Annotated in this window: 24 protein-coding genes; 13 read left to right on the top strand and 11 right to left on the bottom strand. The window is 57.0% G+C overall.

The genetic code is table 11. The annotated features are described in order from the left end of the window. Positions 1-224: 224 nt before the first annotated feature. Positions 225-1,010, bottom strand: a complete 786-nt coding sequence (locus PYR66_18385; protein ID WEF27243.1) for a helix-turn-helix transcriptional regulator — start codon at positions 1,008-1,010, stop codon at positions 225-227. 101 nt (positions 1,011-1,111) lie between these two features. Here PYR66_18385 and PYR66_18380 point away from each other — a divergent pair, with 101 nt between their 5' ends. The 3 genes from PYR66_18380 (at position 1,112) to PYR66_18370 (ending at position 3,836) form a co-directional block, all read left to right on the top strand. Beyond that, entirely contained in the window at positions 1,112-1,918 is an 807-nt protein-coding gene (locus tag PYR66_18380; GenBank protein ID WEF27242.1) for a sulfite exporter TauE/SafE family protein, read from the top strand. Between the two features lie 279 nt (positions 1,919-2,197). Beyond that, positions 2,198-3,067 carry a DMT family transporter gene (locus PYR66_18375; GenBank protein WEF27241.1) on the top strand — a complete coding sequence of 290 codons (870 nt, stop codon included), beginning with the start codon at positions 2,198-2,200 and terminating at the stop codon, positions 3,065-3,067. Positions 3,068-3,170: 103 nt separating this feature from the next. Beyond that, positions 3,171-3,836, top strand: coding sequence for an HAD-IB family hydrolase (locus PYR66_18370; protein ID WEF27240.1), 666 nt, complete (start codon positions 3,171-3,173; stop codon positions 3,834-3,836). A gap of 688 nt (positions 3,837-4,524) precedes the next feature. Here PYR66_18370 and phnE (PYR66_18365) read toward each other — a convergent pair. From phnE (PYR66_18365) to phnC, 4 genes are all read right to left on the bottom strand, one after another. Further along, positions 4,525-5,409, bottom strand: coding sequence for a phosphonate ABC transporter, permease protein PhnE (gene phnE, locus PYR66_18365; protein ID WEF27239.1), 885 nt, complete (start codon positions 5,407-5,409; stop codon positions 4,525-4,527). Continuing rightward, complete coding sequence (phnE, locus tag PYR66_18360) at positions 5,406-6,278, bottom strand: phosphonate ABC transporter, permease protein PhnE (GenBank protein ID WEF27238.1); 873 nt, start codon at positions 6,276-6,278, stop codon at positions 5,406-5,408. Before phnE (PYR66_18360) ends, phnE (PYR66_18365) begins: the two co-directional genes overlap by 4 nt. A gap of 68 nt (positions 6,279-6,346) precedes the next feature. Further along, complete coding sequence (gene phnD, locus PYR66_18355) at positions 6,347-7,288, bottom strand: phosphonate ABC transporter substrate-binding protein (GenBank protein WEF27237.1); 942 nt, start codon at positions 7,286-7,288, stop codon at positions 6,347-6,349. A gap of 32 nt (positions 7,289-7,320) precedes the next feature. Beyond that, on the bottom strand, positions 7,321-8,163 hold the full coding sequence (gene phnC / locus PYR66_18350) for a phosphonate ABC transporter ATP-binding protein (GenBank protein ID WEF27236.1): 843 nt from the start codon (positions 8,161-8,163) through the stop codon (positions 7,321-7,323). A gap of 841 nt (positions 8,164-9,004) precedes the next feature. Between phnC and PYR66_18345 the strand changes: the two genes are divergently transcribed. From PYR66_18345 to PYR66_18320, 6 genes are read left to right on the top strand one after another with little or no spacing between them, the layout of a single operon-like run. Beyond that, complete coding sequence (locus PYR66_18345; protein ID WEF27235.1) at positions 9,005-9,547, top strand: LuxR C-terminal-related transcriptional regulator; 543 nt, start codon at positions 9,005-9,007, stop codon at positions 9,545-9,547. 60 nt (positions 9,548-9,607) lie between these two features. Continuing rightward, complete coding sequence (locus PYR66_18340; GenBank protein WEF27234.1) at positions 9,608-10,195, top strand: common pilus major fimbrillin subunit EcpA; 588 nt, start codon at positions 9,608-9,610, stop codon at positions 10,193-10,195. 59 nt (positions 10,196-10,254) lie between these two features. Further along, positions 10,255-10,923 carry a hypothetical protein gene (locus tag PYR66_18335; GenBank protein ID WEF27233.1) on the top strand — a complete coding sequence of 223 codons (669 nt, stop codon included), beginning with the start codon at positions 10,255-10,257 and terminating at the stop codon, positions 10,921-10,923. Positions 10,924-10,948: 25 nt separating this feature from the next. Then, positions 10,949-13,474, top strand: coding sequence for a CS1-pili formation C-terminal domain-containing protein (locus PYR66_18330; GenBank protein ID WEF27232.1), 2,526 nt, complete (start codon positions 10,949-10,951; stop codon positions 13,472-13,474). 40 nt (positions 13,475-13,514) lie between these two features. Continuing rightward, positions 13,515-15,107 carry a hypothetical protein gene (locus PYR66_18325; GenBank protein ID WEF30497.1) on the top strand — a complete coding sequence of 531 codons (1,593 nt, stop codon included), beginning with the start codon at positions 13,515-13,517 and terminating at the stop codon, positions 15,105-15,107. After that, positions 15,076-15,771 carry a fimbria/pilus periplasmic chaperone gene (locus PYR66_18320; protein ID WEF27231.1) on the top strand — a complete coding sequence of 232 codons (696 nt, stop codon included), beginning with the start codon at positions 15,076-15,078 and terminating at the stop codon, positions 15,769-15,771. Before PYR66_18325 ends, PYR66_18320 begins: the two co-directional genes overlap by 32 nt. A 17-nt stretch (positions 15,772-15,788) precedes the next feature. On the opposite strand, the gene PYR66_18315 is transcribed toward PYR66_18320, so the two are convergent. After that, the gene (locus tag PYR66_18315) at positions 15,789-16,970 is read right to left on the bottom strand and encodes an amidohydrolase (GenBank protein WEF27230.1); all 1,182 of its coding nucleotides are present in this window, start codon (positions 16,968-16,970) and stop codon (positions 15,789-15,791) included. 11 nt (positions 16,971-16,981) lie between these two features. Further along, positions 16,982-18,175 carry an MFS transporter gene (locus PYR66_18310; GenBank protein ID WEF27229.1) on the bottom strand — a complete coding sequence of 398 codons (1,194 nt, stop codon included), beginning with the start codon at positions 18,173-18,175 and terminating at the stop codon, positions 16,982-16,984. 133 nt (positions 18,176-18,308) lie between these two features. On the opposite strand from PYR66_18310, the gene PYR66_18305 reads away from it, so the two are divergent. Further along, on the top strand, positions 18,309-19,217 hold the full coding sequence (locus PYR66_18305; protein ID WEF27228.1) for a LysR substrate-binding domain-containing protein: 909 nt from the start codon (positions 18,309-18,311) through the stop codon (positions 19,215-19,217). Here the strand turns inward: PYR66_18305 and PYR66_18300 are convergent. From PYR66_18300 to PYR66_18285, 4 genes are read right to left on the bottom strand one after another with little or no spacing between them, the layout of a single operon-like run. Next, positions 19,177-19,881, bottom strand: a complete 705-nt coding sequence (locus PYR66_18300) for an ABC transporter permease subunit (protein ID WEF27227.1) — start codon at positions 19,879-19,881, stop codon at positions 19,177-19,179. The two genes, PYR66_18305 and PYR66_18300, sit on opposite strands and share 41 nt — an antisense overlap. Further along, positions 19,871-20,623, bottom strand: coding sequence for an amino acid ABC transporter permease (locus tag PYR66_18295; protein ID WEF27226.1), 753 nt, complete (start codon positions 20,621-20,623; stop codon positions 19,871-19,873). The genes PYR66_18300 and PYR66_18295 overlap by 11 nt, the downstream gene beginning before the upstream one ends. Beyond that, positions 20,620-21,438, bottom strand: a complete 819-nt coding sequence (locus PYR66_18290; protein ID WEF27225.1) for an amino acid ABC transporter ATP-binding protein — start codon at positions 21,436-21,438, stop codon at positions 20,620-20,622. The genes PYR66_18295 and PYR66_18290 overlap by 4 nt, the downstream gene beginning before the upstream one ends. 5 nt (positions 21,439-21,443) lie before the next feature. Next, positions 21,444-22,256 carry an ABC transporter substrate-binding protein gene (locus PYR66_18285; protein ID WEF30496.1) on the bottom strand — a complete coding sequence of 271 codons (813 nt, stop codon included), beginning with the start codon at positions 22,254-22,256 and terminating at the stop codon, positions 21,444-21,446. A 291-nt stretch (positions 22,257-22,547) separates the two neighbouring features. Here PYR66_18285 and PYR66_18280 point away from each other — a divergent pair, with 291 nt between their 5' ends. From PYR66_18280 to mmuM, 3 genes are all read left to right on the top strand, one after another. Further along, positions 22,548-22,709, top strand: coding sequence for a hypothetical protein (locus PYR66_18280; protein WEF30552.1), 162 nt, complete (start codon positions 22,548-22,550; stop codon positions 22,707-22,709). Positions 22,710-22,936: 227 nt separating this feature from the next. Then, positions 22,937-24,346, top strand: a complete 1,410-nt coding sequence (gene mmuP, locus PYR66_18275) for an S-methylmethionine permease (GenBank protein ID WEF27224.1) — start codon at positions 22,937-22,939, stop codon at positions 24,344-24,346. Next, positions 24,333-25,265 (top strand): homocysteine S-methyltransferase, encoded by a 933-nt coding sequence (mmuM, locus tag PYR66_18270; GenBank protein ID WEF27223.1) that lies wholly within the window; start codon positions 24,333-24,335, stop codon positions 25,263-25,265. The genes mmuP and mmuM overlap by 14 nt, the downstream gene beginning before the upstream one ends. The last annotated feature ends 1,224 nt before the right edge of the window (positions 25,266-26,489 follow it).

The raw sequence follows: 26,489 nt of genomic DNA, 5'->3' as shown, positions 1-26,489 counted from the left end.
GTTAGGGATCGGCCGTCGCCTTTTATAACGTATTCACTGAAACGTCAGAATGATTAAACTCAAAATTTACGAAAACTTACGCACAAAAGTCATCAATTCGCGAGTAACGAAATGCGCAAGATGTAAAAGAAGTCTGTGCTGAGTATCTTGTTTATTAATAAATTATTGCTACATAAATCAAAATATAACAACTCTGAATCAGTATATTCTTATTTGCCTGGCGCTTATTTAAGATGGCCTTCTTTAAGACGGCGGATAAACGTTGCCGGCGCATAACCCATCGTTTTACGAAACATCGCGGTAAAGGCCGCCGGATATTCATAACCCAGACTCAGCGCCACATCGGTAATGCTGCGGCCTTCGCGCAGAGCGGTGAGGGCGTACATCAGGCAGGCTTTATTACGCCAGTCGCGAAACGCCATCCCAGTCTCCTGCAGAAAGTGCCGGTTGAAGGTACGCAGGCTTTTATTGCTCTCTTTCGCCCACTGTTCCGGCGTACTGTGAATATCCGGCTGGCGTAAAAAGGCGCTGCACAGTTCTGCCAGATGAGGATGTTGCGGCAATGGGGTGAACATGGGCAGCGGCGAGGCGGCTTTAAGTTCCAGCATCAGTAACGCAATTAGCGCCGCATCATGGCCATGCTCTTCATACAGTAGGGGCAGCTGGCAGGCGGCTAGCAGGAGCTGATGCAGCAGCGGTGAAACCTGTAGTACTTCGCAGCGCGGGCTGTCGCGCGGCGCATCCTGTGGCTCAATATACAGACTATGGGTGCTGACGCCCGGCATCCACACGCGGTGCGGCTTGGTCGCCGGGATCCACACGCCGCTGAACGGCGGCACCAGCCACTGTCCATCATCGGTTTCTACTTTCATTAACCCGTTCATCGCATACAGAAACTGCGCCCGCCGGTGGTGGTGGCGCGGCAAAAGCGTGTCTGGCGGGTAGTCGCTACCCAAACCCAACACCCGGCGTGGAAGATGATCGACTTCGTTAATCGCAATATTACGCACCTGCTGCCTCCTGGCTGAAAATCGTAAGAAATTGGCCTTTAATCGTAAGTCAGCCATTTCACTATTCTATATCGTTACCTCTCTGAATGGAGGAATGGCAGATGATTTACGGACTTTTTGCGTGTGGGTTGCTATCCGGGGTGACCACCTGGCTGTTCGGTTTCGGCGGCGGTTTTGTCACCGTGCCGTTGCTTTACCTGTTGCTGAGCCATCAGTGGGCGGCGAGCGATGTGGGCGGGCAGGCGATGCAAATCGCGGTGGCGACCTCAGCGCTGGTGATGCTGTGTACTTCGCTACTGGCCAGTGGGCGGCATCTGCTTGCCGGGACGGTCAACTGGCGTCCTCTGCTGCCGATACTCGCCGGGATTGCCATTGGCGGCATCGTTGGCGCGGCGCTGGCGCTGCGGGTCAACGGCGAGTGGATCCGCTGGCTGTTTATCTTCTATCTGGCAGCGACCATTGCGGATTGCTATCTCCGTCCCGGTTTTATGGCGCCGCCATCACGGCGTGCGCAGGCGAACGTGGGGCAAGAGTTTACCCTCGGCGGGGGGATTGGCCTGATTGCGGCATTCCTCGGCGTTGGCGGCAGCGTGATGACCGTGCCGCTGATGCGCCGCCGCGGCGCGACGATGGCGCAAGCCGCAGCAATGGCCAATTTGCTGACGCTGCCGCTGGCGGCGACCGCTTCTTTAACGTGGCTGCTGATGACGTCACCCGTGGCGCTGCCGTCCGGCTTTATCGGCAATATTTGGTGGCTGGCGGCCGGGTTGCTGGTGGCCGGGAGCTGGCTGGGGCTGCGTGCGGCGTCGCGCTGGCTGGCGAAATGGCCAGATCGCTGGCATGCGCGGATCTATCCACTCTTATTGCTACTGGTTCTGTTGGCGATGGGCGTCGGCGGGACAGCCTGAAATTGAGTATTGTAAACAGAATGTTGGGCATGCTAGTGTGCATAAACTTCTTTCAACAGGGCGACCGATGATGACCCATGTACTCTCAGGACCACATTTCTCCCGTGCCGATCTTCTGGCAGGGCGAGTGGCGTCGCTGCGTCGTCGTCTGTTTTCCTGTACCTGTCCTCCGCCTCCGATTTCTGACGTGGTTGTGTCCGGAGTTTAAGCTCCGCCATTGTCGATAGTCGTCAAACTAACGGCTATTCCATTGTTTAAATTCAGAAATCTGGAGTCTTTATGCACTCTCGTTATGCATTGCTGGCCTCACAGGCGGCAACGGCTATTTTTGTTCTGCTGTGGGGCAGCGCGGCGATTTTTACCCGCTGGGGATTAGACCACGCTTCGCCGATGGCGTTATTAATCGTCCGCTTTCTGGTCGCGCTGGCCGCGCTGCTTCCTTTCATGCTGTGGCGTAAGCGCTGGCTACCGGCGCCAGGCACCCGGCGGCAGGTGGCGGCGACCGGCTTTATGCTGATCGGCGGTTATTCCGTCTGCTACTTTGAAGCGATGGCCAATGGCGTGACGCCGGGGCTGATTGCCACCATCATGGGAATTCAACCGATCCTGACGCTCTGCGTGGTGGAACGGCGCCTGCAGGGGCGGCGGCTGCTGGGGTTGCTGATCGCGCTGGCGGGGCTGATCCTGCTGGTGTGGCGTAGCCTCGCGGCATCGCAGATGGCGATAAGCGGTATGCTGTTTGCGCTGGCGGCGCTGCTGCTGATGACATTTGGCGCGATCCTGCAAAAACGCAGCCGCCAGGCGCCGGTGGACGTGCTGCCGCTGCAATATGTTGTCAGCCTGCTGCTGTGTCTGGTGATGGCGCCGGTGAGCGGCTTCCATCTTGAGTTCAACGTCGGTTTCATTATTCCGGTACTGTTCCTCGGTTTGCTCATCTCAGTGGTGGCGCAACTGCTGCTGTACCGGCTGCTGAGCGCGGGTAATATCGTCAACGTTACCAGCCTGTTTTACCTGGTGCCGGTGATCACCGCGCTGCTTGATTATCTGTTGCTTGGCAATCGCCTGCCGTGGGCGGCGATGATCGGCATGCTGGCGATCCTGGGCGGCATTATGCTGGTCTTCCGCGCGCCTAAAGCGAGCGTCGCGTAGCTGTGACCCGGGAGCGGTAAAAAGCCGCTCCCGGGTCATTCTCCTGTCATCTTCCTTACGCATGCTCTCGCGGGCTTATGTTGCTGATTATGGAAAATTACCGATGTCTAATGCTCTGACGATTTTCGATCTGGATAATACCCTGATTAAAGGGGACAGCAGTACGCTGTGGAGCCAGTTTATGCTGCGAGAAGGCTGGGTCAGCGATCCGGATTACCTGGCGCGCGAAGCGATGCTGATGGCGGATTACGACCGCGGCGAAATGAATATTGCCGACTACGTGGCGCTGATTCAGGCTCCGTTGATTGGCATCCCGCAAGCGCAGGTGGATGCGCTGGTGGCGCGGTTCGTGCGTGAAAAGGTGTTACCGCGCGTGTACCCGCAGGCGTGGGAAGTGATTCGTACCCTGCAGGCGCAGGGGGAGAAGATGCTGGTGATCTCCGCCTCGGTGACGCTGCTGGTGCAAGCGGTGGCGGCCGAGTTGGGTATTGAGCAGGCGCTGGGGATTGATGTGGTCATGGCGGATGGCGGCTACAGTGACGTGATTGCGGGTACGCCGAGCTATCAGCAGGGGAAAGTGACGCGTCTGGCACAGTGGCGCGAGGCGCATCCGCAATATAACGGCGCGCTGACTTTCTACACCGATTCGATCAACGATCTGCCGTTGTGCTTGCATGCAGACCACGTGCGGTTGGTTAACCCGTGCCCGCAGCTGGCGGCGGCCAACGCGCAACACGGCTGGCCGGTACTGGCGTGGCGACTGGGATAAACGATGCTGCCACGGAACGTTTCCCCGGATAGCGGCGCGATGCGCCTTATCCGGGCTACCTTTCAGCACCGATATGTAGTTTGTAGCCCCGGTAAGCGCAGCGCCACCGGGGGATGTTCCCGAACAGCGGCGTGGCCTGTAGCCCCGGTAAATGCAGCGCCACCGGGGGATGTTCCCGAACAGCGGCGCGACCTGTAGCCCCGGTAAGCGTAGCGCCACCGGGGGATGTTCCCGAACAGTGGCGTGGCCTGTAGCCCCGGTAAGCGCAGCGCCACCGGAGATGTTCCCGAACAGCGGCGTGGCCTGTAGCCCCGGTAAGCGCAGCGCCACCGGGGGATGTTCCCGAACAGCGGCGTGGCCTGTAGCCCCGGTAAATGCAGCGCCACCGGGGGATGTTCCCGAACAGTGGCGCGACCTGTAGCCCAGCGCCACCGGGGGATGTTCCCGAACAGCGGAGTGGCCTGTAGCCCCGGTAAGCGCAGCGCCACCGGGGGATGTTCCCGAACAGCGGCGTGGCCTGTAGCCCCGGTAAGCGCAGCGCCACCGGGGGATGTTCCCGAACAGCGGCGTGGCCTGTAGCCCCGGTAAGCGCAGTGCCACCGGGGGATGTTCCCGAACAGCGGCGCGACCTGTAGCCCCGGTAAGCGCAGCGCCACCGGGGGGATGTTCCCGGACTGTAGCCCGTCTTTTATTGTCCGCTTTGGTACAGCGGCACGACGTTACCGCCGATGTAGCGGCGGCGCAGCCAGGCGGAGAGGGCGTCCATCATCATCACCACCACAACCAGCAGCAGGGTGATAAACATCACCACGTCCCAGTTCCACAAGCGCATGTTTTCCGCGTAAATCAGGCCAATCCCGCCAGCGCCGACAAAGCCCAGTACCGCCGCCGAACGGGTGTTGGATTCAATCTGATACAAACTGAGAGCCAGAAAAGTCGGGAATGACTGGGTGAAAATACCGAAGCGGTGCTTCTGCAGGCCATTGGCGCCCACGGCGGTTAAACCGCGCCCCGGTGAGCGGTCTACGGCCTCGTGACCTTCGGCATACAGACGTCCCAGCAGACCGGTATCCTGCATAATAATCGCCAATACCCCGGCCAGCGGTCCAAGCCCGACGGCGCGCACAAATATCAGACCCCAGATAGCCATATCGATACCGCGCAGCACGTCGAACAAACGGCGCATCAGCATGGCGATAATACCGGGTATTACACCGCGCATAATATTGCGCGCCGCGAGGAACGACAGCAGCAGCGCGATGACTGTGGCGGTAATGGTCCCGGCAAAGACGATCGCCAGCGTAATCGCGATTTGCGTAAAGTAATAGGCAAACGGCCAGTTCCAGAAATCATGCCAGACGAACATGCGCAGCAGATAGCGACCAATCTGCTGTATGCCGGTGGTCAGCTGTTCGCTGCTGATGCCAAACTGCATAAAGAACCAGACGTAATAGAGCACACTTGCCAGCGCCAGCAGGCCGACATAGCGCAAATAGCGTCCTTGTGTCTGATACAGCGCCCGGTGCTGGCGGCGACTGGCGGCGATATCCGGTTGATGTTGCCACTGACTCATTTTTTCCCCTCCAGAACCCACTGGCGTAGCCGGCCGGAAAGCATATCCAGCAGCGATACCACAATAATGATCAGCAGCAGCGTCATGCTGACCTGATCGTAACGATCCAGCTTGATGTTAGTCATCAGCTCCTGACCAATTCCCCCCGCGCCCACCAGGCCAAGAATGGTTGATGAACGGAAGTTAATCTCCAGACGCATAAAACCGTAGGAAAGAAAAATCGGTTTCACCTGCGGCCACAGCGCGAAGCGCACCTTCTGCAGCGACGATGCCCCACAGGCCGCCAGCCCGCGTACCGGTTTATCCTGGGCACTTTCCACCGCTTCGTAGAACAGTTTGGTCAGGCTGCCGATGGTATGCAGCATCAGCGCCAGAAAACCGGGAATCGAGCCGATTCCGAAGGCCATAACGAAAATCACCGCCCAGGCCAGTTCCGGCATGGTGCGCAAAAAGGCTACCAGTACGCGGACGGCAAAGCGCAGCGGCGCGGGTGACCAGGCATTATTGGCGGCAAGGAAAGCTAGCATCGTCGCGATCGCCACCGCCACCAGCGTGGAGGCCAGCGCCAGTTGAAGCGTCTCCCAAATCAGCGGCAACTGAATCGGCAGGCGGTAGCCCCAGTACGCCAGCGAACCCTTGGTATGTGAGTCGGCAAGCAGATCGGCCGGGTGCAGTGTCGGCAGCGTCTCGAACATATAGTCGAGGAAATTCGGCAGAGAATGCCAGATGGTGAACAGATTAAACTCGGCCGCGTGCCCGGCGGCGAAATAGAGTACCAACAGCAGTACGGACCAGCTGAAGGTATCGCGCTTTTGCCGCGTTCTGATCTGCTGATAGTAACGTTCGAATTCGGTATGAGTATTATTCATGCGGCGAAGGGTCTTCAACGTAGCGCCGCCGCTTGCGGTCAATGGCGAGCGGCGGCGTCAGGGCGGGATTAACGCGCGCTAACCAACTCGCGTTTCATATCAATAATCTGTTGGAAATCGGCCACGCTGCTTGGGCCGATATGCTGGGTGCCGCCCATTGCTTTCACGAAGCAGGCGTGATCGTCGGTATCCAGCTTTTTGATCGCCGTAACGACTTTAGCTTTGAAATCTGCTGGTAATGCGTTGCTGACGAGGATCGGGCCATTCGGGATCAGCGGTGATTGCCAGATGATGCGGATCTGCTTCATTAGATCCGGATGATCCATACGAATCAGTCGGTTAAATGCGCCAGCGCTGTAGCCGCTGTTGTAGTCGCCGACCATTGATGTCCAGGTGACCGCGCCGGCAAACTGGCCGTTCAGTACGCCAAGAATGTCCTGCTCGTGGCCGCCGGAGAAGGTAACGCTGGAGAAGAAGTTATTGTATTTGTTATCCGCGTCGCCGCCGAACTTCTGTTTAAAGGCGTGGTTCGGGATCAAATAACCGGAAGTGGAATCCGGGTCGGCGAAGCCAAAAGGTTTTCCTTTCAGATCGTCCAGCGTTTTATACGGGCTGTCAGCTTTCACCACGACCACCGAGTGATAGCCGCGGGATTGATCTTTATCGTCAACGGCGATCCCGACAATATCGACGGCTTTCGGGTTATTGAGATATACCGAAGCATAAGATGAAGGCGACATACTTAATACGACGTCAACTTTACCACCCAGCAACCCTTGAATAACGCCGGAATAATCGGATGAGTTGCGTAATTTCGTATCGACCTTCAGCTCCTTATCAAGAAACTGTTTAACGCACTGGTTGTCACCAATTTGCTGCGTTGCGTTTTGACCGCCGAGGATCCCCAAATTTAATTCCTTCGGCTGCTCAGCAGCGCTTGCCTGCCATGTCAGAAGAAGACCTGCGATTGCTGCGGATAAACGAACTGCACCATTTATATGTTTGTTCATTATTTTGCCCGTGTATTTTTAACTAAAGGAAATTAATGCAATTGGCTAATTTCATCGCCATACAACCGATGCAGGACATCCTGATCCAGCTGCGAGGGATGGTCGTCAAAAATAATATTGCCTTTGGCTACGCCGATGACCCGGGTGCAGTACTCTTTCACCAGTTCAACCGAATGCAGGTTGACCATCACGCTGATCCCCTGGCCGCTGATCTCCCGCAGTACATTCATGATTCGCTGGGTATTTTTCGGATCGAGTGAGGCAACCGGCTCATCGGCCAGCAGGATACCCGGGTTCTGCATCAGCGCGCGGCAAATCGCCACGCGTTGCATCTGGCCACCGGAGAGATTCTCCGCTCGCTGTAGCGCGTGCGGCAGCATATTCATCCACTCCAACAGAGCGATGGCGCGCGCCCGGTCGGCATCGGGGAAAACTTTAAACAGTGATTTCAGCGTTGAGGTTTGGCTCAGGCGGCCGAGTAGAACGTTGGTCAGTACATCAAGACGTGGCACCAGGCAGAAATCCTGGAAGATCATGCCGCATTCGCTGCGCCAGGTATTGAGTGCTCGTCCTTTCAGGCGCGAAACATCATGCGGCATACCCACTTCCGGGAAACTCAGGATTTCCCCACCGGTCGCGCTGTGGGTGCCGTTCAGTACATGGAGCAGCGTGGATTTCCCGGCGCCGGAGCGGCCAATGACCCCGACCAGTTCGCCTGCGTGCAGGTCAAAGCTGATGTTATCGAGGACGGTTTGTTGCGCGCTGTAGGATTTACTCAGGTTGCGCACGCTTAAGACTTTCCGCTGCCGGGCCGTGGCGGTGTGCGTAAACGGCGAAAATTCAGTTTCCGCCACCGCGGCAAGAGAGCTGTTCATAAGAGTGTCCTGGTTCGTCATAAACTGGCCACTATTAATGGCGTTTTGTGTGAACCTTCGATGACAGTAAGGCGAACAAATAATGAAAGTGCCGTGTAATGCGTCGCGCAGCGCTGAAAAGATATTGACTGGGGTGTTTAGCAGATAACAAAGGCATGCTTTATTCATTTATTTAATTCATTCGTGGTCTACACTAATGGAAATGAGACACAATAATGAATGGTTCTGAGAGCTAATATCATTCTCGTAGTGACCGCCATTTCATCGTATTGATAATGCTTAGGGGCTGGAAATTTTTTTATAGGTTAGGCTTTTTGTGCGGCGCTTAAAACTATTCATGAGGCTTATTTGTGGGGTTAAAACCTTCATATGAAGGTTTTGTTGGTTTAATGCTCTATTAATTGATGCTTATTAAGACTTTTCGCTAACAAATCATTAACTGGTATTAAGAATATTCCTAATAGACCAGGGGTATGATCCTGGACGATATAATAACTGGCTAAGAATTCATCTATTTACGTCCAATAACCACATGAAATTAAATGTTTTTTGTTTTCGAATAAAAAATGAAGTTGTGGAAAATTTGAAAAAATTGACCTGGATGATAAATAGCATCGCTCTCCCTCTTATTGACACTCAATGAGAAAAAACTTAAATTTAAATCCAACAAGAAAATTAATTTCTAATTAACTTTAGACGCTATTTAAATTGAGCGCGTCAGCGGTATTTTATTACTGGTGGTTTAAACAGAGGACAATTGCAGGTTTATATTTTGCAGCCTTGGCTATCGGCAGTGTGGTGATAAAGGTAGTATTTCCGGGATGAAGAGGATAAACAGTATATGGATTATCAATGCTCCTTAGACAAGTGCATTTGGCCTGCGCATGATGCTTATTTTTTAAAAGGTTTATCAGAACTTATCTTAGATATCGATGAGCTGATTTATCTGTCGCTTGATAAAGTGTGCAAGGATTTTTTGTTTATCAATCTGAGCACTAATGCATTAAATTATTTTATTAGATACGACAACGAATGGTTAGCGAAGGCTAAAGGAAAGCAAATCATCCTGATTGCCGCGAGAAGATCAGAAGCGTTAGCGAATTATTGGTATTACAACGGTGATATTCGCGGTGTGGTTTATGTTGATCTTACGCGTGATATTAGAAAAGAACTGGCTTATGTCATTAACGGCCGTTTCCTGCGTAAAGATATAAAGAAAGATAAAATTACGGATCGGGAAATGACGGTAATTCGCATGACCGCGCAAGGCATGCAGCCGAAATCAATAGCCAGAGTTGAAAATTGTAGTGTCAAAACCATTTATACCCATCGGCGAAATGCCGAGGCCAAGCTGTATTCGAAAATTTATAAGTTAGTTATCTGACATTTATTTAGTGGTACACCGGGACGACTTGTCCTTAATTAAACTCAGGATGAAAAAGCGATGAAAAAAAAGGTTCTTGCTATTGCTCTGGTAACGGCGTTTGCCGGAATGGGTGTTGCTCAGGCGGCTGATGTTACGGCTCAGGCTGTGGCGACCTGGTCTGCGACCGCGAAAAAAGACACCACCAGCAAACTGGTTGTCACCCCGCTCGGCAGCCTGGCGTTCCAGTATGCTGAAGGGATCAAAGGTTTTAACTCACAAAAAGGTCTGTTTGATGTTGCGGTTGAAGGCGATGACACCGCAACGGCGTTCAAGCTGACTTCTCGTCTTATCACCAATACCCTGACCCAGTTGGATACCTCGGGTTCCACGCTGAACGTGGGTGTGGATTACAACGGCGTCGCGGTTGAGAAAAGCGCTGACACCATCATGATCGACACCGCTAACGGCATACTGGGCGGCAACCTCAGCGCATTGTCTACCGGCTACAACGTTGCAGGCCGCACCACGGCTCAGGACGGCTTTAACTTCTCCATCATCGGCGGCACCACCGACGGTACCACGGCGGTGACTGATTACAGCACATTGCCGGAAGGGATCTGGAGCGGCGACGTCAGCGTACAGTTCGACGCGACCTGGACCAGCTAATTCCCTGGTTGTACCGGGCAGGGGGGATACCCCCTGCTTTCTTCATGGACTGAACGCATATGAAAAAACACCTTTTGTCCCTTGGCCTGATGCTGGGGTTGGCTAACCCTGCTCTGGCGCTGGATGTCGGCGATATTTCTTCATTTATGAACAGCGGCAGCAGCGTGCTGAGCAAAGAGATTAAAAACACCACCGACAGCGGCCGCTTAATCAACATTCATCTGGAACGACTCTCTTCGCCGCTGGAAGGTGGAAAAGCGATCCCGATGGATAAACAGGATGAAATCCTGCTGACCCCGGCCAGTCTGCTATTGCCCGCGAAGGCCAGCGAAGTGGTTCGCTTTTTCTATAAGGGCCCGGCCGATGACAAAGAACGCTACTACCGCATCGTCTGGTTCGATCAGGCGTTAAGCGATGCTCAGCGCAATGGCGCCGAACGTAGCGCCGTGGCTACGGCTTCAGCCCGTATCGGCACCATTCTGGTGGTGGCGCCGCGGCAGGCGAATTTCCGCTATCAGTTCGCCGGCGACGCGCTGACCAACACCGGCAACGCCACCCTGCGCATTATCGCCTACGGCCCGTGCCTGAAGGCCGCCGACGGCAAAGAGTGCAAAGAAAACTACTACCTGATGCCGGGGAAATCGCGCCGTTTCACGCGCGTCAATATTGCCGACAAAAAAGGGCGGGTCGCGCTTTGGCAGGGCGAGCAGTTTGTTCCCGTGAAATAGACATGTGTGCTGATGGACGAAGACTATGCCTCTACGACGGATCACCTCTGGACTGAACGCGCTGCTTGCCTCCGGCATGGTTATCTTGCTGGCGCCGTATAGCGATAGTGTTGCCGCCGAGCGCGTGCAGCAGATCGGCGGCGTTATTATCCCGCAGGCCTTCAGTCAGGCGTTGCAGGACGGCATGAGCATTCCGCTTTTTATTCATCTCGAAGGCAGCCGTGATAATCAGAGCGATCAGCGTATTGGCGCGGCTTATATCTGGCTCGACGGCAGTGTGCTGCGGGTGCGACAGATCACCCTTGAAGAGAGCGATGATAACGCTCGCGTCAGTGACGCGACCCGCCAGCAGTTGACCAGGCTATCAAACGACGCTTTCAACGAGACGCTGAAGATCCCCTTAACGGATGCTGCGCAGCTGCAGCTCAGCTTACGCCAGCTCCTGCTGCAGCTGGTGGTGAAGCGCGAGGCGCTGGGTACCGTTTTGCGCGCGCGCAGCGAAGATATTGGCCAGTCGAGCGTTAACGCTTTCAGTAATAACCTCAGCTACAACCTCGGGGTTTACAACAACCAGATGCGCAATGGCGGCAGTAACACCTCCAGCTATTTGTCATTAAACAGCGTTAGCGCGCTGCGCGAGCATCACGTGGTGCTCGATGGTTCACTGTACGGAATGGGGACCAGCCATCAGGATAACGAGCTGTATAAAGCAATGTATGAGCGCGACTTCGCCGGGCACCGCTTTGCTGGCGGGATGCTGGACACCTGGAACTTACAATCGTTAGGGCCGATGACCGCCATTTCGGCGGGTAAGATCTACGGCGCGTCGTGGGGCAATCAGGCCAGCTCAACGGTATTTGACAACAGCCAGTCGGCGACGCCGGTGGTGGCGTTTCTACCGGCGGCAGGCGAAGTCCACCTGACGCGCGATGGACGCCTACTGAGCGTGCAAAACTTCGCCATGGGTAACCATGAGGTTGATACTCGCGGGCTGCCCTACGGTATCTACGACATTGATGTGGAAGCGATCGTCAACGGACGCGTTGTTAGCAAACGCACCCAGCGAGTCAACAAACTGTTTAGCCGCGGGCGCGGCGCCGGTGCGCCGCTGGCCTGGCAGGTATGGGGCGGCAGCTTCCATATGGACCGTTGGTCGGAAAGCGGCAAAAAAACGCTACCGGCGAAAGAGAGCTGGCTGGCGGGGGCGTCCGCTTCCGGATCCCTGAGCACGCTCAGTTGGGCGGCGACCGGTTACGGCTACGATAATAACGCCGTTGGTGAAACCCGCATCACGCTGCCGCTGACCGAGGCGGTGAATATTAACCTGCAAAACATGCTGGCCAGCGACAGTTCATGGAGCAGCATCAGCAGTATCAGCGCCACGTTGCCTGGCGGTTTTAGTTCGCTGTGGGTCAACCAGGAGAAGACCCGTATCGGCGACAGATTGCGGCGCAGTGATGCCGACAACCGGGCGATCGGCGGCACGCTGAACCTCAACGCGCTGTGGTCGCAACTGGGCACCTTCAGCATCAGCTACAACGATGACCGCCGCTACAACAGCCATTACTACACGGCGGATTACTACCAGACGGTTTATAGCGGCGCATTTGGCTCGCTAGGACTGCGCGCGGGCTTACAGCGTTATAACAACGGCGACAGCAACGCCAACACCGGGAAATATATTGCCCTCGATTTATCGCTGCCGCTGGGTAACTGGTTCAGTGCCGGAATGACCCATCAGAACGGTTACACCATGGCCAACATTTCAGCGCGTAAGCAATTTGATGAAGGGGCGATCCGCACTATCGGCGCCAATATTTCACGAGCGATTTCGGGCGATACCGGCGATGACAAAACGTTAAGCGGCGGTGCTTATACGCAGTTTGAAACGCGCTACACCAACGGCACGCTGAACGTAAACAGCGGCGCTGACGGCTATGTGAACACCAACCTGACCGCCAGCGGCAGCGTCGGTTGGCAGGGGAAAAATATCGCCGCCAGCGGACGAACCGACGGCAACGCCGGGGTGATTTTCAATACCGGGCTGGAAGATGACGGCAAGATCAGCGCCAAGGTCAACGGGCGTATCGTACAGTTGAGCGGCAAACGCAACTACCTGCCGCTGTCGCCGTACAGCCGCTATGAAGTGGAACTGCAGAACAGCAAAAACTCGCTCGACAGCTACGACATTGTTAGCGGACGTAAGAGCCACCTGACGCTCTATCCCGGCAACGTCGCGGTGATTGAGCCGGAAGTGAAGCAGATGGTGACCGTATCCGGGCGCATCCGCGCCGAGGATGGCACGCTGCTGGCCAACGCGCGCATTAATAACCATATCGGGCGTACCCGCACCGATGAGAAGGGCGAGTTTGTCATGGACGTCGATAAAAAATATCCCACCATCGATTTTAACTACGGCGTGAATAAGACCTGTGAAGTGGCGCTGGAACTCAGCCAGGCGCGCGGTGCGGTCTGGGTAGGGGATGTGGTATGCAGCGGCCTTTCGTCATGGGCGGCCGTACAGCAGACAGGAGAAGGAAATGAAAGCTAAGTGGCTGACTGCATTGGTGACGGTTATTGCCGCGCTGTCAATGACGCGCGCCTACGCTGCGATATCGAAAACCACCTGGAGCGATGCGCCAGCGCGCGAATTCGTGTTCGTCGAAAACAACTCCGATGATAACTTTTTCGTTACCCCTGGCGGCGTGTTGGATCCGCGCATGACCGGCGCCAACCGCTGGACCGGTTTAAAATATAACGGTTCGGGGACTATCTACCAGCAGAGCCTGGGTTATATCGACAATGGCTATAACACCGGGCTTAACGCTAACTGGAAGTTTGATATGTGGCTGGAAAACTCGCCGGTTTCTCATCCGCTACTGGGGCTGCGCTGCATCAACTGGTATGCCGGTTGCGATATGGCGACCAGCCTGATCCAGCCGCAGACCACCGACGCCAGTGGGTTTTATGGCGCGACGGTAACCAGCGGCGGCGCGAAGTGGATGCACGGCATGATGTCCGATGCCTTCTATCAGTACTTACAGCAGATGCCGGTCGGCGGCAGTTTTACGATGACCATCAACGCCTGCCAGACTTCGGCGGCCTACGACGCGAGTAACGGTGAACGCTGCAAGGATCAGGCCTCGGGAAACTGGTACGTCCGTAACGTCACCCACACCAAAGCGGCGAACCTGAAACTTATCAACACCCACTCGCTGGCCGAAGTGTTTATTAACAGCGACGGCGTACCGACGCTGGGCGAAGGCAACGCCGACTGCCAGACGCAAACTATCGGCTCTCGTGCGGGTTTAAGCTGCAAGATGGTGAACTACAGTCTGCAGACCAACGGCTTAAGTAATACCTCGATTCACATCTTCCCGGCGATCGCGAACTCGTCGCTGGCGTCGGCGGTAGGGGCCTATGATATGCAGTTCAGCCTCAACGGTAGCTCGTGGAAGCCGGTGAGCAATACCGCCTATTACTACAACTTCAACGAAATGAAGAGTTCGGATTCGATCTATGTCTTCTTCTCGAGCAACTTCTTTAAACAGATGGTGGCGTTGGGGATCAGCGATATCAACACCAAAGATCTGTTTAACTTCCGCTTTCAGAACACCACCTCGCCGGAGTCGGGCTGGTACGAGTTTTCCACCTCCAATACGTTAGTGATCAAGCCGCGCGATTTCAGCATCAGTATCATTTCCGATGAGTACACGTCGGCGCCGTCGCGTGAGGGTTACGTCGGCAGCGGCGAACCGGCGCTGGACTTCGGCTATATCGTCACCACCAGCGGTAAAACCGCCGCCGATGAGGTATTGGTGAAGGTCAGCGGGCCGTCGCAGGCGATTGGCGGGCGCTCGTACTGCCTGTTCAGCTCGGCGGATGGTACCGCGCAGGTGCCGTTTCCGGCGTCGCTCTCCTTCATCACCAGTAATGGGTCGACGAAAACCTATGACGCCGGCTGTGATGATAGCTGGCGTGATATGACCGACGCGCTGTGGCTCACCACGCCATGGACCGATATCTCCGGCGACGTTGGGCAAATGGATAAAACGACGGTACGCTTCTCAATTGCGATGGACGATCCTATTTCGCTGCGCACCATCACGGATAACGGCTGGTTTGGCGAAGTCAGCGCTTCAGGAGAGATTCATGTTCAGGCGACGTGGCGTAATATTAATTAAGCTGGCGCTGGTTAGCCTGTGGCTGCTGGCCGCACCGCTGGCGCAGGCGATTTCCGTCGGCAATCTGACCTTTTCGCTGGCCTCCGACGATGAGTTCGCCGCCAAACGGGTGCTGAATAACAATAAAAGCGCGCGCTTGTATCGGGTGTCGCTGATCGCCATCGACCGGCCCGGCGGCCGGGAGGTTCGGTCGCGTCCGGCGGACGGCGAGCTGCTGTTCGCCCCGCGCCAGCTGACGCTGCAGGCGGGCGAAAGCGAGTTCTTTAAGTTCTATTACCACGGGCCGAAGGATAACCGCGAGCGCTACTACCGGGTCTCGTTTCGCGAAATTCCGACTCGCAATCTGGTGATGCGCGCCCCGGCGGGCGGCCAGGTCAGCATGGAGCCGGTGGTGGTAATGGATACGATTCTGGTGGTTCGCCCGCGACAGGTACAGTTTAAATGGGCTTTCGACAAGGCGGCAGGGACCGTCAGCAATACCGGCAATACCTGGTTTAAGCTGCTGATCAAACCGGGGTGCGATACCACAGAAGAAGAGGGCGACGCCTGGTATTTGCGTCCTGGCGACGTGGTTCGCCAGGCGTCGCTGCGCCAACCAGGGAACCACTACCTCATCTATAACGATAAATTTATTAAAATCAGCCACGATTGCCCGGTGAAATAGCCGGGCAATCGCCTTATCTATTCATCGTTGAGTAACGGGCTTACCAGCGCGATGTGGGTCTTAATGCCGACCGCCAGCGCATCTTCATCGATGCGAAAATGTGGATTGTGCACGTTCCACGTCGCGCCTTTTTGCGGATTGCCGCAGCCGATAAACAGGAAGGTACCGGGGATTTTCTCCTGATAGGAGGAGAAATCCTCGCTGCCAAACAGCGCTTTATCCTGCAACTGTAGCGTACCCGCCGGGAAGTGGCGGGCAATGGCTTCGCGGGCGATATGGTTCGTCGCGTCGTGATTGTTGCCCACCGCATAACCCTGCTGCCATTTGATTTCGTAGCTGGCGCCGTGGGCGGCGGTGATGCCGTCGAGGATCCGCGCCATCAGCGGCGGCACCGCCTCGCGTACCTGCTGGCTATGCGTGCGCAGCGTGCCGGCCAGACGCGCGCTATCGGGGATAACGTTATAGCTGTCGCCGGCCTGGAAGGTGGCGATAGTCAGTACCGGCGCGTTCGCCGGATCGATATTGCGCGCGACGATCTGCTGCAGCGCGCCGACGGCTTCCGCGCCGATAGTGACCGGATCGATACAGTGCTGCGGCATTGAGCCATGGCCGCCTTTACCGCGGATGGTAATATCAAAGTTATCGCTGGAGGCGACATATACCCCTTCTTTCAGCGTAATGACGCCGACCGGGCTGGTGGGGAAAACATGCAGTCCGAAAATATGTTCGACGTCGTCAACCACACCCAGCTCAACGAGTTCACGCGCACCGCCCGGCGGTACCTCTTCTGCGGGCTGGAAAATGAATTTGATACTGCCGTGTAGCTTTTCGCGCAGCTGGCACAGCACTTTCGCGGCCCCCATCAGCATCGCGGTATGCGCGTCGTGGCCGCAGGCGTGCATCACGCCGGGCTTTGTCGAGCAAAACGTTTCTCCGCTCTCTTCCTGTAGTGGCAGCGCGTCGATATCAGCGCGCAGCGCCCACATCGGCCCCGGATGCGCGCCGTGCAGCACGGCGATAACGCTATTTTCCAGCGGTCGGCTTATCTCCAGGCCGGTAAACGGCGCCAGCTCGCGGGCGATATAATCGGCGGTCGGCTTTTCGTTAAACGACAAATCCGGGTGGGCGTGGATGTGGCGACGCCAGCGCAGCGCTTCCTCGGCCGCGACGGAAATTAACTGTTCAGTAGCGTGATGCATCAGAGACTCCTTCAATCAATAACGGGCTGGCTGACGATGGTTTTACGCTTCATTAGCGGCAGTACCGCCAGCGCGGAGCAGACCATCGCCAGTGAAAGAAACAGGAAGGCGCTGGCGTATCCATGGGTTTTCTCCACCAGATAGCCAATGACGATCGGCGATACAAAACCGCCGAGGGTGCCGCCGGTATTAATTAGACCGATGGCCGACCCCATCATATTTTCCGGCAGGCGCTTCATCGGCAGGGTGAAGGCGGTGACAAAGGTCGACATCAGGAAAATTTCGCCGATAAACAGCAGCAGGCTAGCGCTCAGCGGCGTCTGTGCACGGGAAATGGCGAAGATCGCCGCGGCGCTGATCAGCGCGCTAATAGCAATCACCAGCGGCTCGCGGTTGAGAAAATATTTACCGACCAGCCAACCAGTGCCGAGCGAAGATATCCAGATCCCCAAACCACCTGCGGCTACCACATAGCCGGAAGAGGCCAGCGACATGCCCATACTCTGAACGAAGAACTTCGGTAGCCAGGCCATCAGGCCGTAGCTGGGAATATTGACGCAGAAGATAGCCAGAAATAACAGGATCACCGTGGGGTTACGCCACAGCCCGGTACCAGCGGCGCGCTTCTTCGCCGTGATGGCCGTCGGCTGCTGACGCGGCACGCGCAGGGCGATCAATAATGCGATGGCGCAGGCCATGATCCCCAGTACGGTGAACGACAGATGCCAACCGAGCAGCGCCAGGGCGTTGACGGCGATAATTGGCCCGATGGTCATCGCCAGCCCCGCTGACGACAGTAAAATCGATTGAGCGAAGGTGCGCTGCTCAAGGCTGAAATTGCTCACCACCGCCTTGGCGCAGGAACAGGGGTAGCCGGAGTGGCCCACGCCCGATAGAAAACGGAACAGCAGCAGCAGGCCAAAACTCAATCCCAGCAAGCCGAAGCACAGCGCGAATACGCCTAGCGCCGCCAGCGACAGCACCAGCATGGTTTTGTAGCCGATGCGATCGTTAAGCCAGCCTGCCGGCACCTGAAACAGCGAATAGGCAAGAAAAAAGATGCCGGTGATATAGCCCAGCTGTTCGGCATTGAGCCCGAACTCCTTTTCGATAGGCAGCAGCGCGAAGCCGGTCACGGTTTTGTCGATATAAACGACCACGTAGCCGATAAACAGTAAGAAGATCATCTGAGACTGACTTTTCATTTTTTTCCGCCTGGTGTCTCATGGTTGCGTGTGTTGTCGTGGGGAGTCCCCAACTGCATCCTCAGGCTTTACCAACGCGGCGGGAAGATATAATTTTTCTATAGGTGATGCTTTTTTCTGATAGGGGTAAACGGTGAAATATCTTCCCAAATTGAGCCAGCTGCAGGCGCTAAGGCAGGTGGCGCGTAGTGGCAGCATCCGCTCGGCGGCGCGTGAGCTGGGGCAATCTCAGCCGGCGCTGAGTCGAACATTGCGTGAGCTGGAGCAAACCCTGGGGACACAACTTTTATTGCGTAGCAAAGAGGGGATTGCCCTGACCGAAGCGGGTATTGCCTTTTTACAGCGCGCGGAGTGGGTGCTGGAGGAACTGCGGCGCGCGGCGGATGAGGTCGAGCAGATTAACCACATCACCCACGGGCGACTGACGATCGGTTTTTCTTCGCTCATTGCGCTGACGGTTTTCCCGCAGGTTGCCAAAGGATTTAAGCAGGCGCTGCCGCAGGTGCAGATGACGGTGAAAGAGGGGCAGCTTTCGTCGCTGCTGCCGGGCGTTCGCAGCGGAGAGATCGATCTGGCGATCGGTTCGGTCGATCCAATGCATCCACCGGAAGGCGTAATACTGGAACCGCTATTTACCGCGCCGTTTTGCGTGGTGGCGCGCAAGGATCACCCGTTGGCGCAGGAAAGCGATCTACTGGCGCTGCGTAAAGCCCGCTGGCTGCTGCCGGAATCGCCGATGGGTTACTACCAGCAACTGCAAAACGAGCTGATCCACTTTTATCGCCAGGTATCGATTACTCCGCTACGCACCGACTCGGTGATAGTCGGTCTACAGATGGTACTGGAATCCGATTATCTGACCATTGTCGCGCGCGCCATGAACCAGCCGCTGCTGCTGGGCGAGAAACTGGTTACGCTACCGGTGTCCACGCTACCGGCGGCGCAGTATTGCGCGGTGTGGTCGCAGAAATCGGCGCTGACCGCCAATGCCAGATTGTTTCTCAATCGGCTGCGAAGCGCCTGTCAGCGCTACGCCTGGTAAAGCGGCGGCTCGCCAGTAGGCTCAGGGAGCAGCACAGCAGATAGTAAACCGCGCCGGTAAAGACGAATATCGCCAGCGGGTAGATTTGTACCCGATTATTGACCTGCCCGGCGACGGTAGTGAGCTCAGGCACGTTGACGATAAACGCCAGCGAGGTGTCTTTTAGCAGGCCGATAAAGATACCGATCAGCGATGGCTGTACGTTGCGTAGCGCCTGCGGCAGCAAGATTAAACACAGCGTCTGCCCGGGGGCGAATCCCTGGGTCAGCGCGGCCTCATACTGTCCGCGCGGCAGGGCGTGCAGCCCTGCCAGCACTGAGTGCATCACCGAAGCGGCGGTAAACCACGCTAGCGCTAACGCCACCGTTACCGCGCCCGGCAGGTCGCCGCCGGTGAGCATCGGCAGCAGATACCAGAGCCAGAAAATAACGAAGATTAATGGAATACCGCGAATAATTTCCGCCCACAGGAACAGCAGGCGACGAATGACGCCGCCGTAGCGCCAGGCGGCGCAGGCCAGCAGGATCCCACCAGGCAACGCCAGCGCGGTCGCGCCGATAGCCATCAGCAAGGTCAGCGCTACGCCGCCGGGCTGGCCTTCCGCCAACCGTCCCCACAGCAGGTAATCCAGATTGTCGGCGATCACCGCGAGGTTAGCGTTCATGTTGTGCGCTCCGTGGCTGACGATGTCCCGGGCCGAAGCGCGTCAGCGCCAGTCCCATAACGATACCCAGCGCCAGATACAGCGCGGTGCCGATAGCAAAGGCCTCCAGCGCATGGGCGTTATAGCTTTCGATTTGCCGCACCTGGTAGGTCAGCTCGGCAAAGCCGATACCGCTCGCCAGCGACGAGAGTTTCATCAGGTTCAGATACTGACCGACGATCGGCTGCCAGGCGTTCGCCAGCCCCTGCGGCAGCAGGATAAAACGCAGCTGGCCCCATGAGCTAAATCCTTGCGACAGCGCCGCTTCGCGCTGGCCGCGGCTTACTGCCCGCAACCCGGAGGCAATTTCTTCCACCAGAAATGCCGAAGTGAACACGCCGAGCCCCCACATTGAACAGAGAAACTCCGGCGTCAACCACCAGACGTTGCCGGGCAAAATCGACCAGCTGTGGGAGTCGTTGATAAAATCGCGCGCCGCCAGCGGCAGTAGGTTCCACGCGGCGAAGTACCAGAACAGCAGCTGGACCAGCAACGGCGTATTGCGAAACAATGATACCCATGCCGTCACCAGCCAGCGGCCTGGGCGCCCGCCGCCGAGTCGCAAGGCCAGTAGCAGAACCGCTAACGCGGTGGCGAGCAGGATCCCCGCGATGCTGACCCAGATGGTGGTAAGAAAGCCGGAGATAATCCACTGCAGCGGCTGCCCGCTGAGTACGCCATGCCAGTCGAGAATCGCCATCACTCAAGATTCTCCTGATGCAACGGGTCGAGGACCTTCTGCAGAAAACGACGGGTGCGCGCATGCTGCGGGCGGGCGAAAAATTCCGCCGGCGGCGCGGTTTCGAGGATTTCGCCACCGTCAATAAACACCACCCGATCGGCAATTTCACGGGCAAACTGCATTTCGTGCGTGACGACCACCATCGTGATACCGCTGTGGGCCAGCGCTTTCATTACCTGTAATACCTCGCCGATCATTTCCGGATCCAGCGCCGAGGTGGGTTCGTCAAAGAGGATGATTTGTGGCGAAGAGGCAAGGGCGCGGGCGATAGCCACCCGCTGCTGTTGACCACCGGAAAGCTGAGCGGGCATCTGCCGGGCTTTATCGGTGAGACCAACCTGAGTGAGTAATTCCAACGCTCGCTGCTGGGCCGCGGGTCGTTGCCAGCCGTGCACGCGCTCCAGCGCCAGGGTGATATTCTCCTGCGCCGTCAGGTGGGCATAGAGATTGAATTGCTGGAAGACAAAACCAACCCGGCTGCGCAACTGGCGTAGTGCGCTGCCGGTCAAACGGCGAGTCGCTTTGCCATCGATCAGGATCTCACCGTCGCTTAGCGATTCCAGTTGGTTGATCAGGCGGATCAGCGTTGATTTCCCCGATCCTGAAGGCCCGAGGATCGCCACTACTTCGCCGGGATTGACCGTTAAATTAATCCCGTTGAGTACCCGATGCTCGCCGTAGCGTTTGACCACGTCGCGAAAGGTAATACTGGCCTGCTGCAGATGTGAGAAATCCGCGGCCGAAGCCGCGGAACGTGAAAATAGGGCGGAAAACATGAGGATTATTTCGCTTCTATGGTGAAGGCGCGCGGCTGCGGAGAGGAGGTGCCAGGGCCAAACCAGGTGTTGTAAATTTTCGCCGCCTGGCCTGATTTCTCTAGCTTAATCAGCTCGTCGTTCACCGCTTTCAGCAGCGCCGGTTCGCCTTTTTTCACGCCGACGCCGATCTCTTCTTTACTCAGCAGGTCCGGCAGAATTTTAAAGTTGGCTTTATCCGGTGCGCCAGCCAGCAGCCCGAAGAGAATGGTGCTGTCCTGGGTAATGGCCTGCACGTTGCCGTTACGCAGGGCGGTTAGCGCCAGCGGAATATCGTCATAGGAGAGCACGCGTGACTGCGGGAAACGCTGATGCAGAGCTTGCTCACCGGTCGTGCCTTTCACCGCGCCGATTCGTGCCTTGCTGTAGTCATCCAGCTTGTCCGGCGATTTGGCCGGGACCAGGAACTGCTGGCCGGTCACAAAATACGGCGTTGAGAAATCAATAACCTGCGCGCGTTCCGGGGTAATGGTGATGTCGGCGACGATCAGGTCGGCTTTGCCGGACTGCAGCAGCGGAATACGGTTTGCCGGGTTAGTGGCGACCAGTTCAAGCTTTACGCCGAGTGACTTTGCCAACGCCTGGGCGAAATCAACGTCATAGCCTACCAGCTGGTGGGTTTTGGCATCCACCGAGCCGAAGGGCGGGTTGGCATCGAAGGTGGCGACCTTGACCACCCCGGCGGCTTTGATATCGGCCAATTGATCGGCCTGTGCCTGGGCGGCCAGCAGCAGCGCGCCCAGCGTGAAAGCGATTTTAGTATAGGTTTTATGCACCATCATTCCCCTGAATCCCTGTTTTGTTTTGTGTTTATCACGCTCCCATAAAAGCGCCTCGCCCGGCAAAGAAGAAAAAATTCTTATCTATAACCAAAAATGCTTAATAACAATGTGGATATTGTTGATGAGCAAATCGCTTCTTCAGGAAGGGCTTAGCAACTCAAGCGCCGTGGTGAATATGCTTCTTTCAGGATTGCAAATTCGGAATTGATATTTCCTGCCGCCCGGCAACTGTGGTTGAAATAACCACAACGCAAACCCGACCGAGGGAGGAAAAATGAAAGTAGCGCTGTGGCAACGGATTACCGGCTGGCTGGCTTTTTATCTAACGGAGAAGCCGGGCAGCAAGATGGTCAACGGATGATGGAGGCGATCTTGCCGGTCGCCAGCCTGTATGGCGTGGATCTCGGCAACGTGGAAACCCGGTGGTTTCGCCATGACAAAACATACTGAGCGGCGCTGGACGCGCGAAGCCTACTGGAACGAGGTGTGCTCTGTGTAGCCGAAGACGGCCTGCGGTTGCGGCACAAGGAGAGTCGCCGCAGCCCCGGTCGTTTTAAACCGCGGTTACCGCTACGCGATCGATATGTTTTTACTCCCCCGTTTTGCAATTTCCCCGCGCTCACGGTATAAAAGACCTTCATTTGGATGTTTAGACGTCCATACATAAAGAAGGCAATATGCAAACAACATCACAACAACAAGGTGGGCAACTCAAGCGCACCATGAAAACGCGCCATCTGATTATGCTCTCATTGGGCGGCGTGATCGGCACAGGGTTATTCTTCAATACCGGATATATTATTTCGACTACTGGCGCGGCGGGTACGTTGCTGGCGTATCTGATTGGCGCGTTGGTGGTCTGGCTGGTGATGCAGTGCCTCGGCGAGCTGTCGGTGGCGATGCCGGAAACCGGCGCTTTCCACGTCTATGCCGCGCGTTATCTCGGCCCGGCGACCGGCTATACGGTGGCGTGGTTGTACTGGCTGACCTGGACCGTTGCGCTCGGCTCCAGCTTTACCGCCGCCGGATTCTGTATGCAGTACTGGTTCCCGCAAGTGCCGGTTTGGATCTGGTGTGTGCTGTTCTGCGCGGCGATCTTCGCCCTCAACGTTATCTCTACCCGTTTTTTCGCCGAAGGCGAATTCTGGTTCTCGTTGGTCAAAGTCATCACTATTATCGCGTTTATCGTTCTCGGCGGGGCGGCTATTTTCGGCTTTATTCCGCTGACTGACGGCGCGCCGGCTCCGGGATTGCATAACCTCACCGCCGAAGGTTGGTTCCCGCACGGCGGGTTGCCGATCCTGATGACCATGGTGGCGGTCAATTTCGCTTTTTCGGGAACGGAACTTATCGGCATCGCCGCCGGGGAAACGCAAAACCCGCATAAAGTCATTCCGGTGGCGATCCGCACGACGATTGCCCGGCTGATTATTTTCTTTATTGGTACCGTTTTCGTGCTCGCCGCGCTGATCCCCATGCAGCAGGCGGGGGTAGAAAAGAGCCCCTTTGTGCTGGTCTTTGAAAAGGTTGGCATTCCCTATGCGGCGGATATGTTTAACTTCGTGATCCTGACGGCGATTCTATCGGCGGCGAACTCCGGCCTGTATGCTTCCGGGCGGATGCTGTGGTCGCTATCGAACGAGAAGACGCTGCCGGCCTGCTTTGCCAAAGTCAACCAACGCGGCGTACCGCTGACCGCGTTGTCGGTGAGCATGCTGGGCGGCGTGCTGGCGCTGTTTTCCAGCGTCATTGCGCCGGATACGGTGTTTGTTGCGCTGTCGGCAATATCCGGTTTTGCGGTGGTGGCGGTGTGGCTGAGCATCTGCGCGTCGCACTTTGTCTTCCGTCGCCGCCATCTTCAGCAGGGTAAAGCCCTAAGCGAACTGCACTATCGCGCGCCGTGGTATCCGCTGGTGCCGGTGCTGGGCTTTGTACTGTGCCTGGTGGCCTGCATCGGCCTGGCCTTTGACCCAAGTCAGCGCATTGCGCTGTGGTGCGGGATCCCATTCGTTGCGCTGTGTTATGGTGCTTACTATCTGACTCATACACGGAAATTAACCCAGGAGCCGCAACATGCCGCAGAATAACCCGCTAACTTCTCTCCTTGAGACGCAACCTTTCATTCTGTTGGACGGTGCGATGGCGACGGAACTGGAAGCGCGCGGCTGCAATCTGGCCGATAGCCTGTGGTCGGCGAAGGTCTTGCTGGAGAACCCGCAACTGATCCGCGACGTGCATCTCGACTATTTTCGCGCCGGCGCGCAGGTGGCGATCACCGCCAGTTATCAGGCGACCCCGGCGGGCTTTGCCGCCCGCGGGCTGGATGAAGCGCAGTCGAAAGCGCTGATTAGCAAAAGTGTCGAACTGGCGCGTAAAGCCCGCGAGGCGTATCTCGCGGAAAACGTCGGGGCGGGAACGCTGCTGGTGGCCGGTTCGGTCGGGCCGTACGGCGCGTTCCTCGCGGACGGTTCTGAATATCGCGGTGATTATCAGCGCAGCGCTGAGGCGTTTCAGGCTTTCCATCGCCCGCGCGTCGAGGCGCTACTGGATGCCGGCGCGGATCTGCTGGCCTGCGAAACTCTGCCATCGTTCGCCGAAATTAAGGCGCTGGCGGCGCTGTTGCGCGACTATCCACGCGCCCGCGCCTGGTTCTCGTTGACCTTGCGCGATGCCGAACACCTTAGCGACGGCACGCCGCTGCGCGATGTGGTCGCGGCGATTGCCGATAACCCACAGGTGCTGGCGCTGGGAATAAACTGCATCGCTCTTGAGAACACCACTGCCGCGTTGCAGCACTTGCAGCGCCTGACGTCGCTGCCGCTGGTTGTTTATCCCAACTCCGGCGAGCACTACGACGCGGTGAGCAAAACCTGGCACCATCATGGCGAGTCTTGTGAAACATTAGCGGGCTATCTGCCGCAGTGGTTGGCGGCAGGCGCGAAGCTGATTGGCGGCTGTTGCCGCACCACGCCGCAGGATATCGCTGCGCTGGCGGCAGACCGCTAATTCTTGTTTTTCTTTTTCCCCGGCTAAGTGCAGCGCGGGTCGGGTTATTTCCCGGATGGCGGCGCTCCGCGCCTGATCCGGGCGACAACGACAACATCCGCTGCTTTTGGTAGCCCGGCTAAGCGCAGCGCGAGCCGGATTATTTCCCGGATGACGGCGCTCCGCGCCTGATCCGGGCAACAACGACAACATCCGCGGCTTTTGGTAGCCCGGCTAAGCGCAGTGCGAGCCGGGTTATTTCCCGGATGGCGGCGCTCCGCGCCTGATCCGGGCTACAACAACATCCGCCGCTTTTGATAGCCCGGCTAAGCGCAGCGCGAGCCGGGTTATTTCCCGGATGGCGGCGCTCCGCGCCTGATCCGGGCGACAACGACAACATCCGCAACTTGCGGTAGCCCGGCTAAGCGCAGCGCGAGCCGGGTTATTTCCCGGCTGACGGCGCTCCGCGCCTGATCCGGGCGACAACGACAACATCAGCAGCTTTTGGTAGCCCGGCTAAGCGCAGCGCAAGCCGGGTTATTTCCCGGATGGCGGCGCTCCGCGCCTGATCCGGGCGACAACGACAACATTCGCAGCTTTTGGTAGCCCGGCTAAGCGCAGCGCAAGCCGGGTTATTTCCCGGATGACGGCGCTCCGCGCCTGATCCGGGTTACAACGACAACATCCGCCGCTTTTGGTAGCCCGGCTAAGCGCAGCGCGAGCCGGGTTATTTCCCTGATGGCGGTGCTCCGCGCCTGATCCGGGCGACAACGACAACATCCGCTGCTTTTGGTAGCCCGGCTAAGCGCAGCGCGAGCCGGGTTATTCCCCGGATGGCGGCGCTTCGCGCCTGATCCGGGCGACAACGACAACATCCGCCGCTTTTGGTAGCCCGGCTAAGCGCAGCGCGAGCCGGGTTATTTCCCGGATGGCGGCGCTCCGCTTCTGATCCGGGCTACAACGACAACATCCGCCGCTTTTGGTAGCCCGGCTAAGCGCAGCGCGAGCCGGGTTATTTCCCGGATGACGGCGCTCCGCGCCTGAACCGGGCGACAACGACAACATCCGCAACTTGCGGTAGCCCGGCTAAGCGCAGCGCGAGCCGGGTTATTTCCCGGATGGCAGCGCTCCGCGCCTGATCCGGGCTACCAGTAGCGCAAGCCGGGGGAACCCGTTTCTTTAATCCCTGTTTTTAACTATCTAATCCCGCTTTTCTTCTAAAAACGATTCGCTATTAGGCAGAAT

Origin of the sequence: Klebsiella aerogenes (genome assembly GCA_029027985.1) — a bacterium.
Classification (GTDB): Bacteria; Pseudomonadota; Gammaproteobacteria; order Enterobacterales; family Enterobacteriaceae; genus Klebsiella; species Klebsiella aerogenes_A.
Note: the sequence above shows the minus strand (reverse complement) of the source record. Positions and strands in the feature narration are given on the sequence as shown.

What these genes read in the sequence shown, in the direction of transcription:
- phnC (WEF27236.1), bottom strand. Translation starts at nt 8,163, where the DNA reads ATGAACAGCTCTCTTGCCGCGGTGGCGGAAACTGAATTTTCGCCGTTT.
- PYR66_18290 (WEF27225.1), bottom strand. Translation starts at nt 21,438, where the DNA reads ATGTTTTCCGCCCTATTTTCACGTTCCGCGGCTTCGGCCGCGGATTTC.
- phnE (WEF27238.1), bottom strand. Translation starts at nt 6,278, where the DNA reads ATGAATAATACTCATACCGAATTCGAACGTTACTATCAGCAGATCAGA.
- mmuP (WEF27224.1), top strand. Translation starts at nt 22,937, where the DNA reads ATGCAAACAACATCACAACAACAAGGTGGGCAACTCAAGCGCACCATG.
- PYR66_18315 (WEF27230.1), bottom strand. Translation starts at nt 16,970, where the DNA reads ATGCATCACGCTACTGAACAGTTAATTTCCGTCGCGGCCGAGGAAGCG.
- PYR66_18345 (WEF27235.1), top strand. Translation starts at nt 9,005, where the DNA reads ATGGATTATCAATGCTCCTTAGACAAGTGCATTTGGCCTGCGCATGAT.
- phnE (WEF27239.1), bottom strand. Translation starts at nt 5,409, where the DNA reads ATGAGTCAGTGGCAACATCAACCGGATATCGCCGCCAGTCGCCGCCAG.
- PYR66_18375 (WEF27241.1), top strand. Translation starts at nt 2,198, where the DNA reads ATGCACTCTCGTTATGCATTGCTGGCCTCACAGGCGGCAACGGCTATT.
- PYR66_18330 (WEF27232.1), top strand. Translation starts at nt 10,949, where the DNA reads ATGCCTCTACGACGGATCACCTCTGGACTGAACGCGCTGCTTGCCTCC.
- PYR66_18370 (WEF27240.1), top strand. Translation starts at nt 3,171, where the DNA reads ATGTCTAATGCTCTGACGATTTTCGATCTGGATAATACCCTGATTAAA.
- PYR66_18300 (WEF27227.1), bottom strand. Translation starts at nt 19,881, where the DNA reads ATGAACGCTAACCTCGCGGTGATCGCCGACAATCTGGATTACCTGCTG.
- PYR66_18335 (WEF27233.1), top strand. Translation starts at nt 10,255, where the DNA reads ATGAAAAAACACCTTTTGTCCCTTGGCCTGATGCTGGGGTTGGCTAAC.
- PYR66_18310 (WEF27229.1), bottom strand. Translation starts at nt 18,175, where the DNA reads ATGAAAAGTCAGTCTCAGATGATCTTCTTACTGTTTATCGGCTACGTG.
- PYR66_18285 (WEF30496.1), bottom strand. Translation starts at nt 22,256, where the DNA reads ATGGTGCATAAAACCTATACTAAAATCGCTTTCACGCTGGGCGCGCTG.
- PYR66_18325 (WEF30497.1), top strand. Translation starts at nt 13,515, where the DNA reads ATGACGCGCGCCTACGCTGCGATATCGAAAACCACCTGGAGCGATGCG.
- phnD (WEF27237.1), bottom strand. Translation starts at nt 7,288, where the DNA reads ATGAACAAACATATAAATGGTGCAGTTCGTTTATCCGCAGCAATCGCA.
- PYR66_18340 (WEF27234.1), top strand. Translation starts at nt 9,608, where the DNA reads ATGAAAAAAAAGGTTCTTGCTATTGCTCTGGTAACGGCGTTTGCCGGA.
- PYR66_18320 (WEF27231.1), top strand. Translation starts at nt 15,076, where the DNA reads ATGTTCAGGCGACGTGGCGTAATATTAATTAAGCTGGCGCTGGTTAGC.
- PYR66_18380 (WEF27242.1), top strand. Translation starts at nt 1,112, where the DNA reads ATGATTTACGGACTTTTTGCGTGTGGGTTGCTATCCGGGGTGACCACC.
- mmuM (WEF27223.1), top strand. Translation starts at nt 24,333, where the DNA reads ATGCCGCAGAATAACCCGCTAACTTCTCTCCTTGAGACGCAACCTTTC.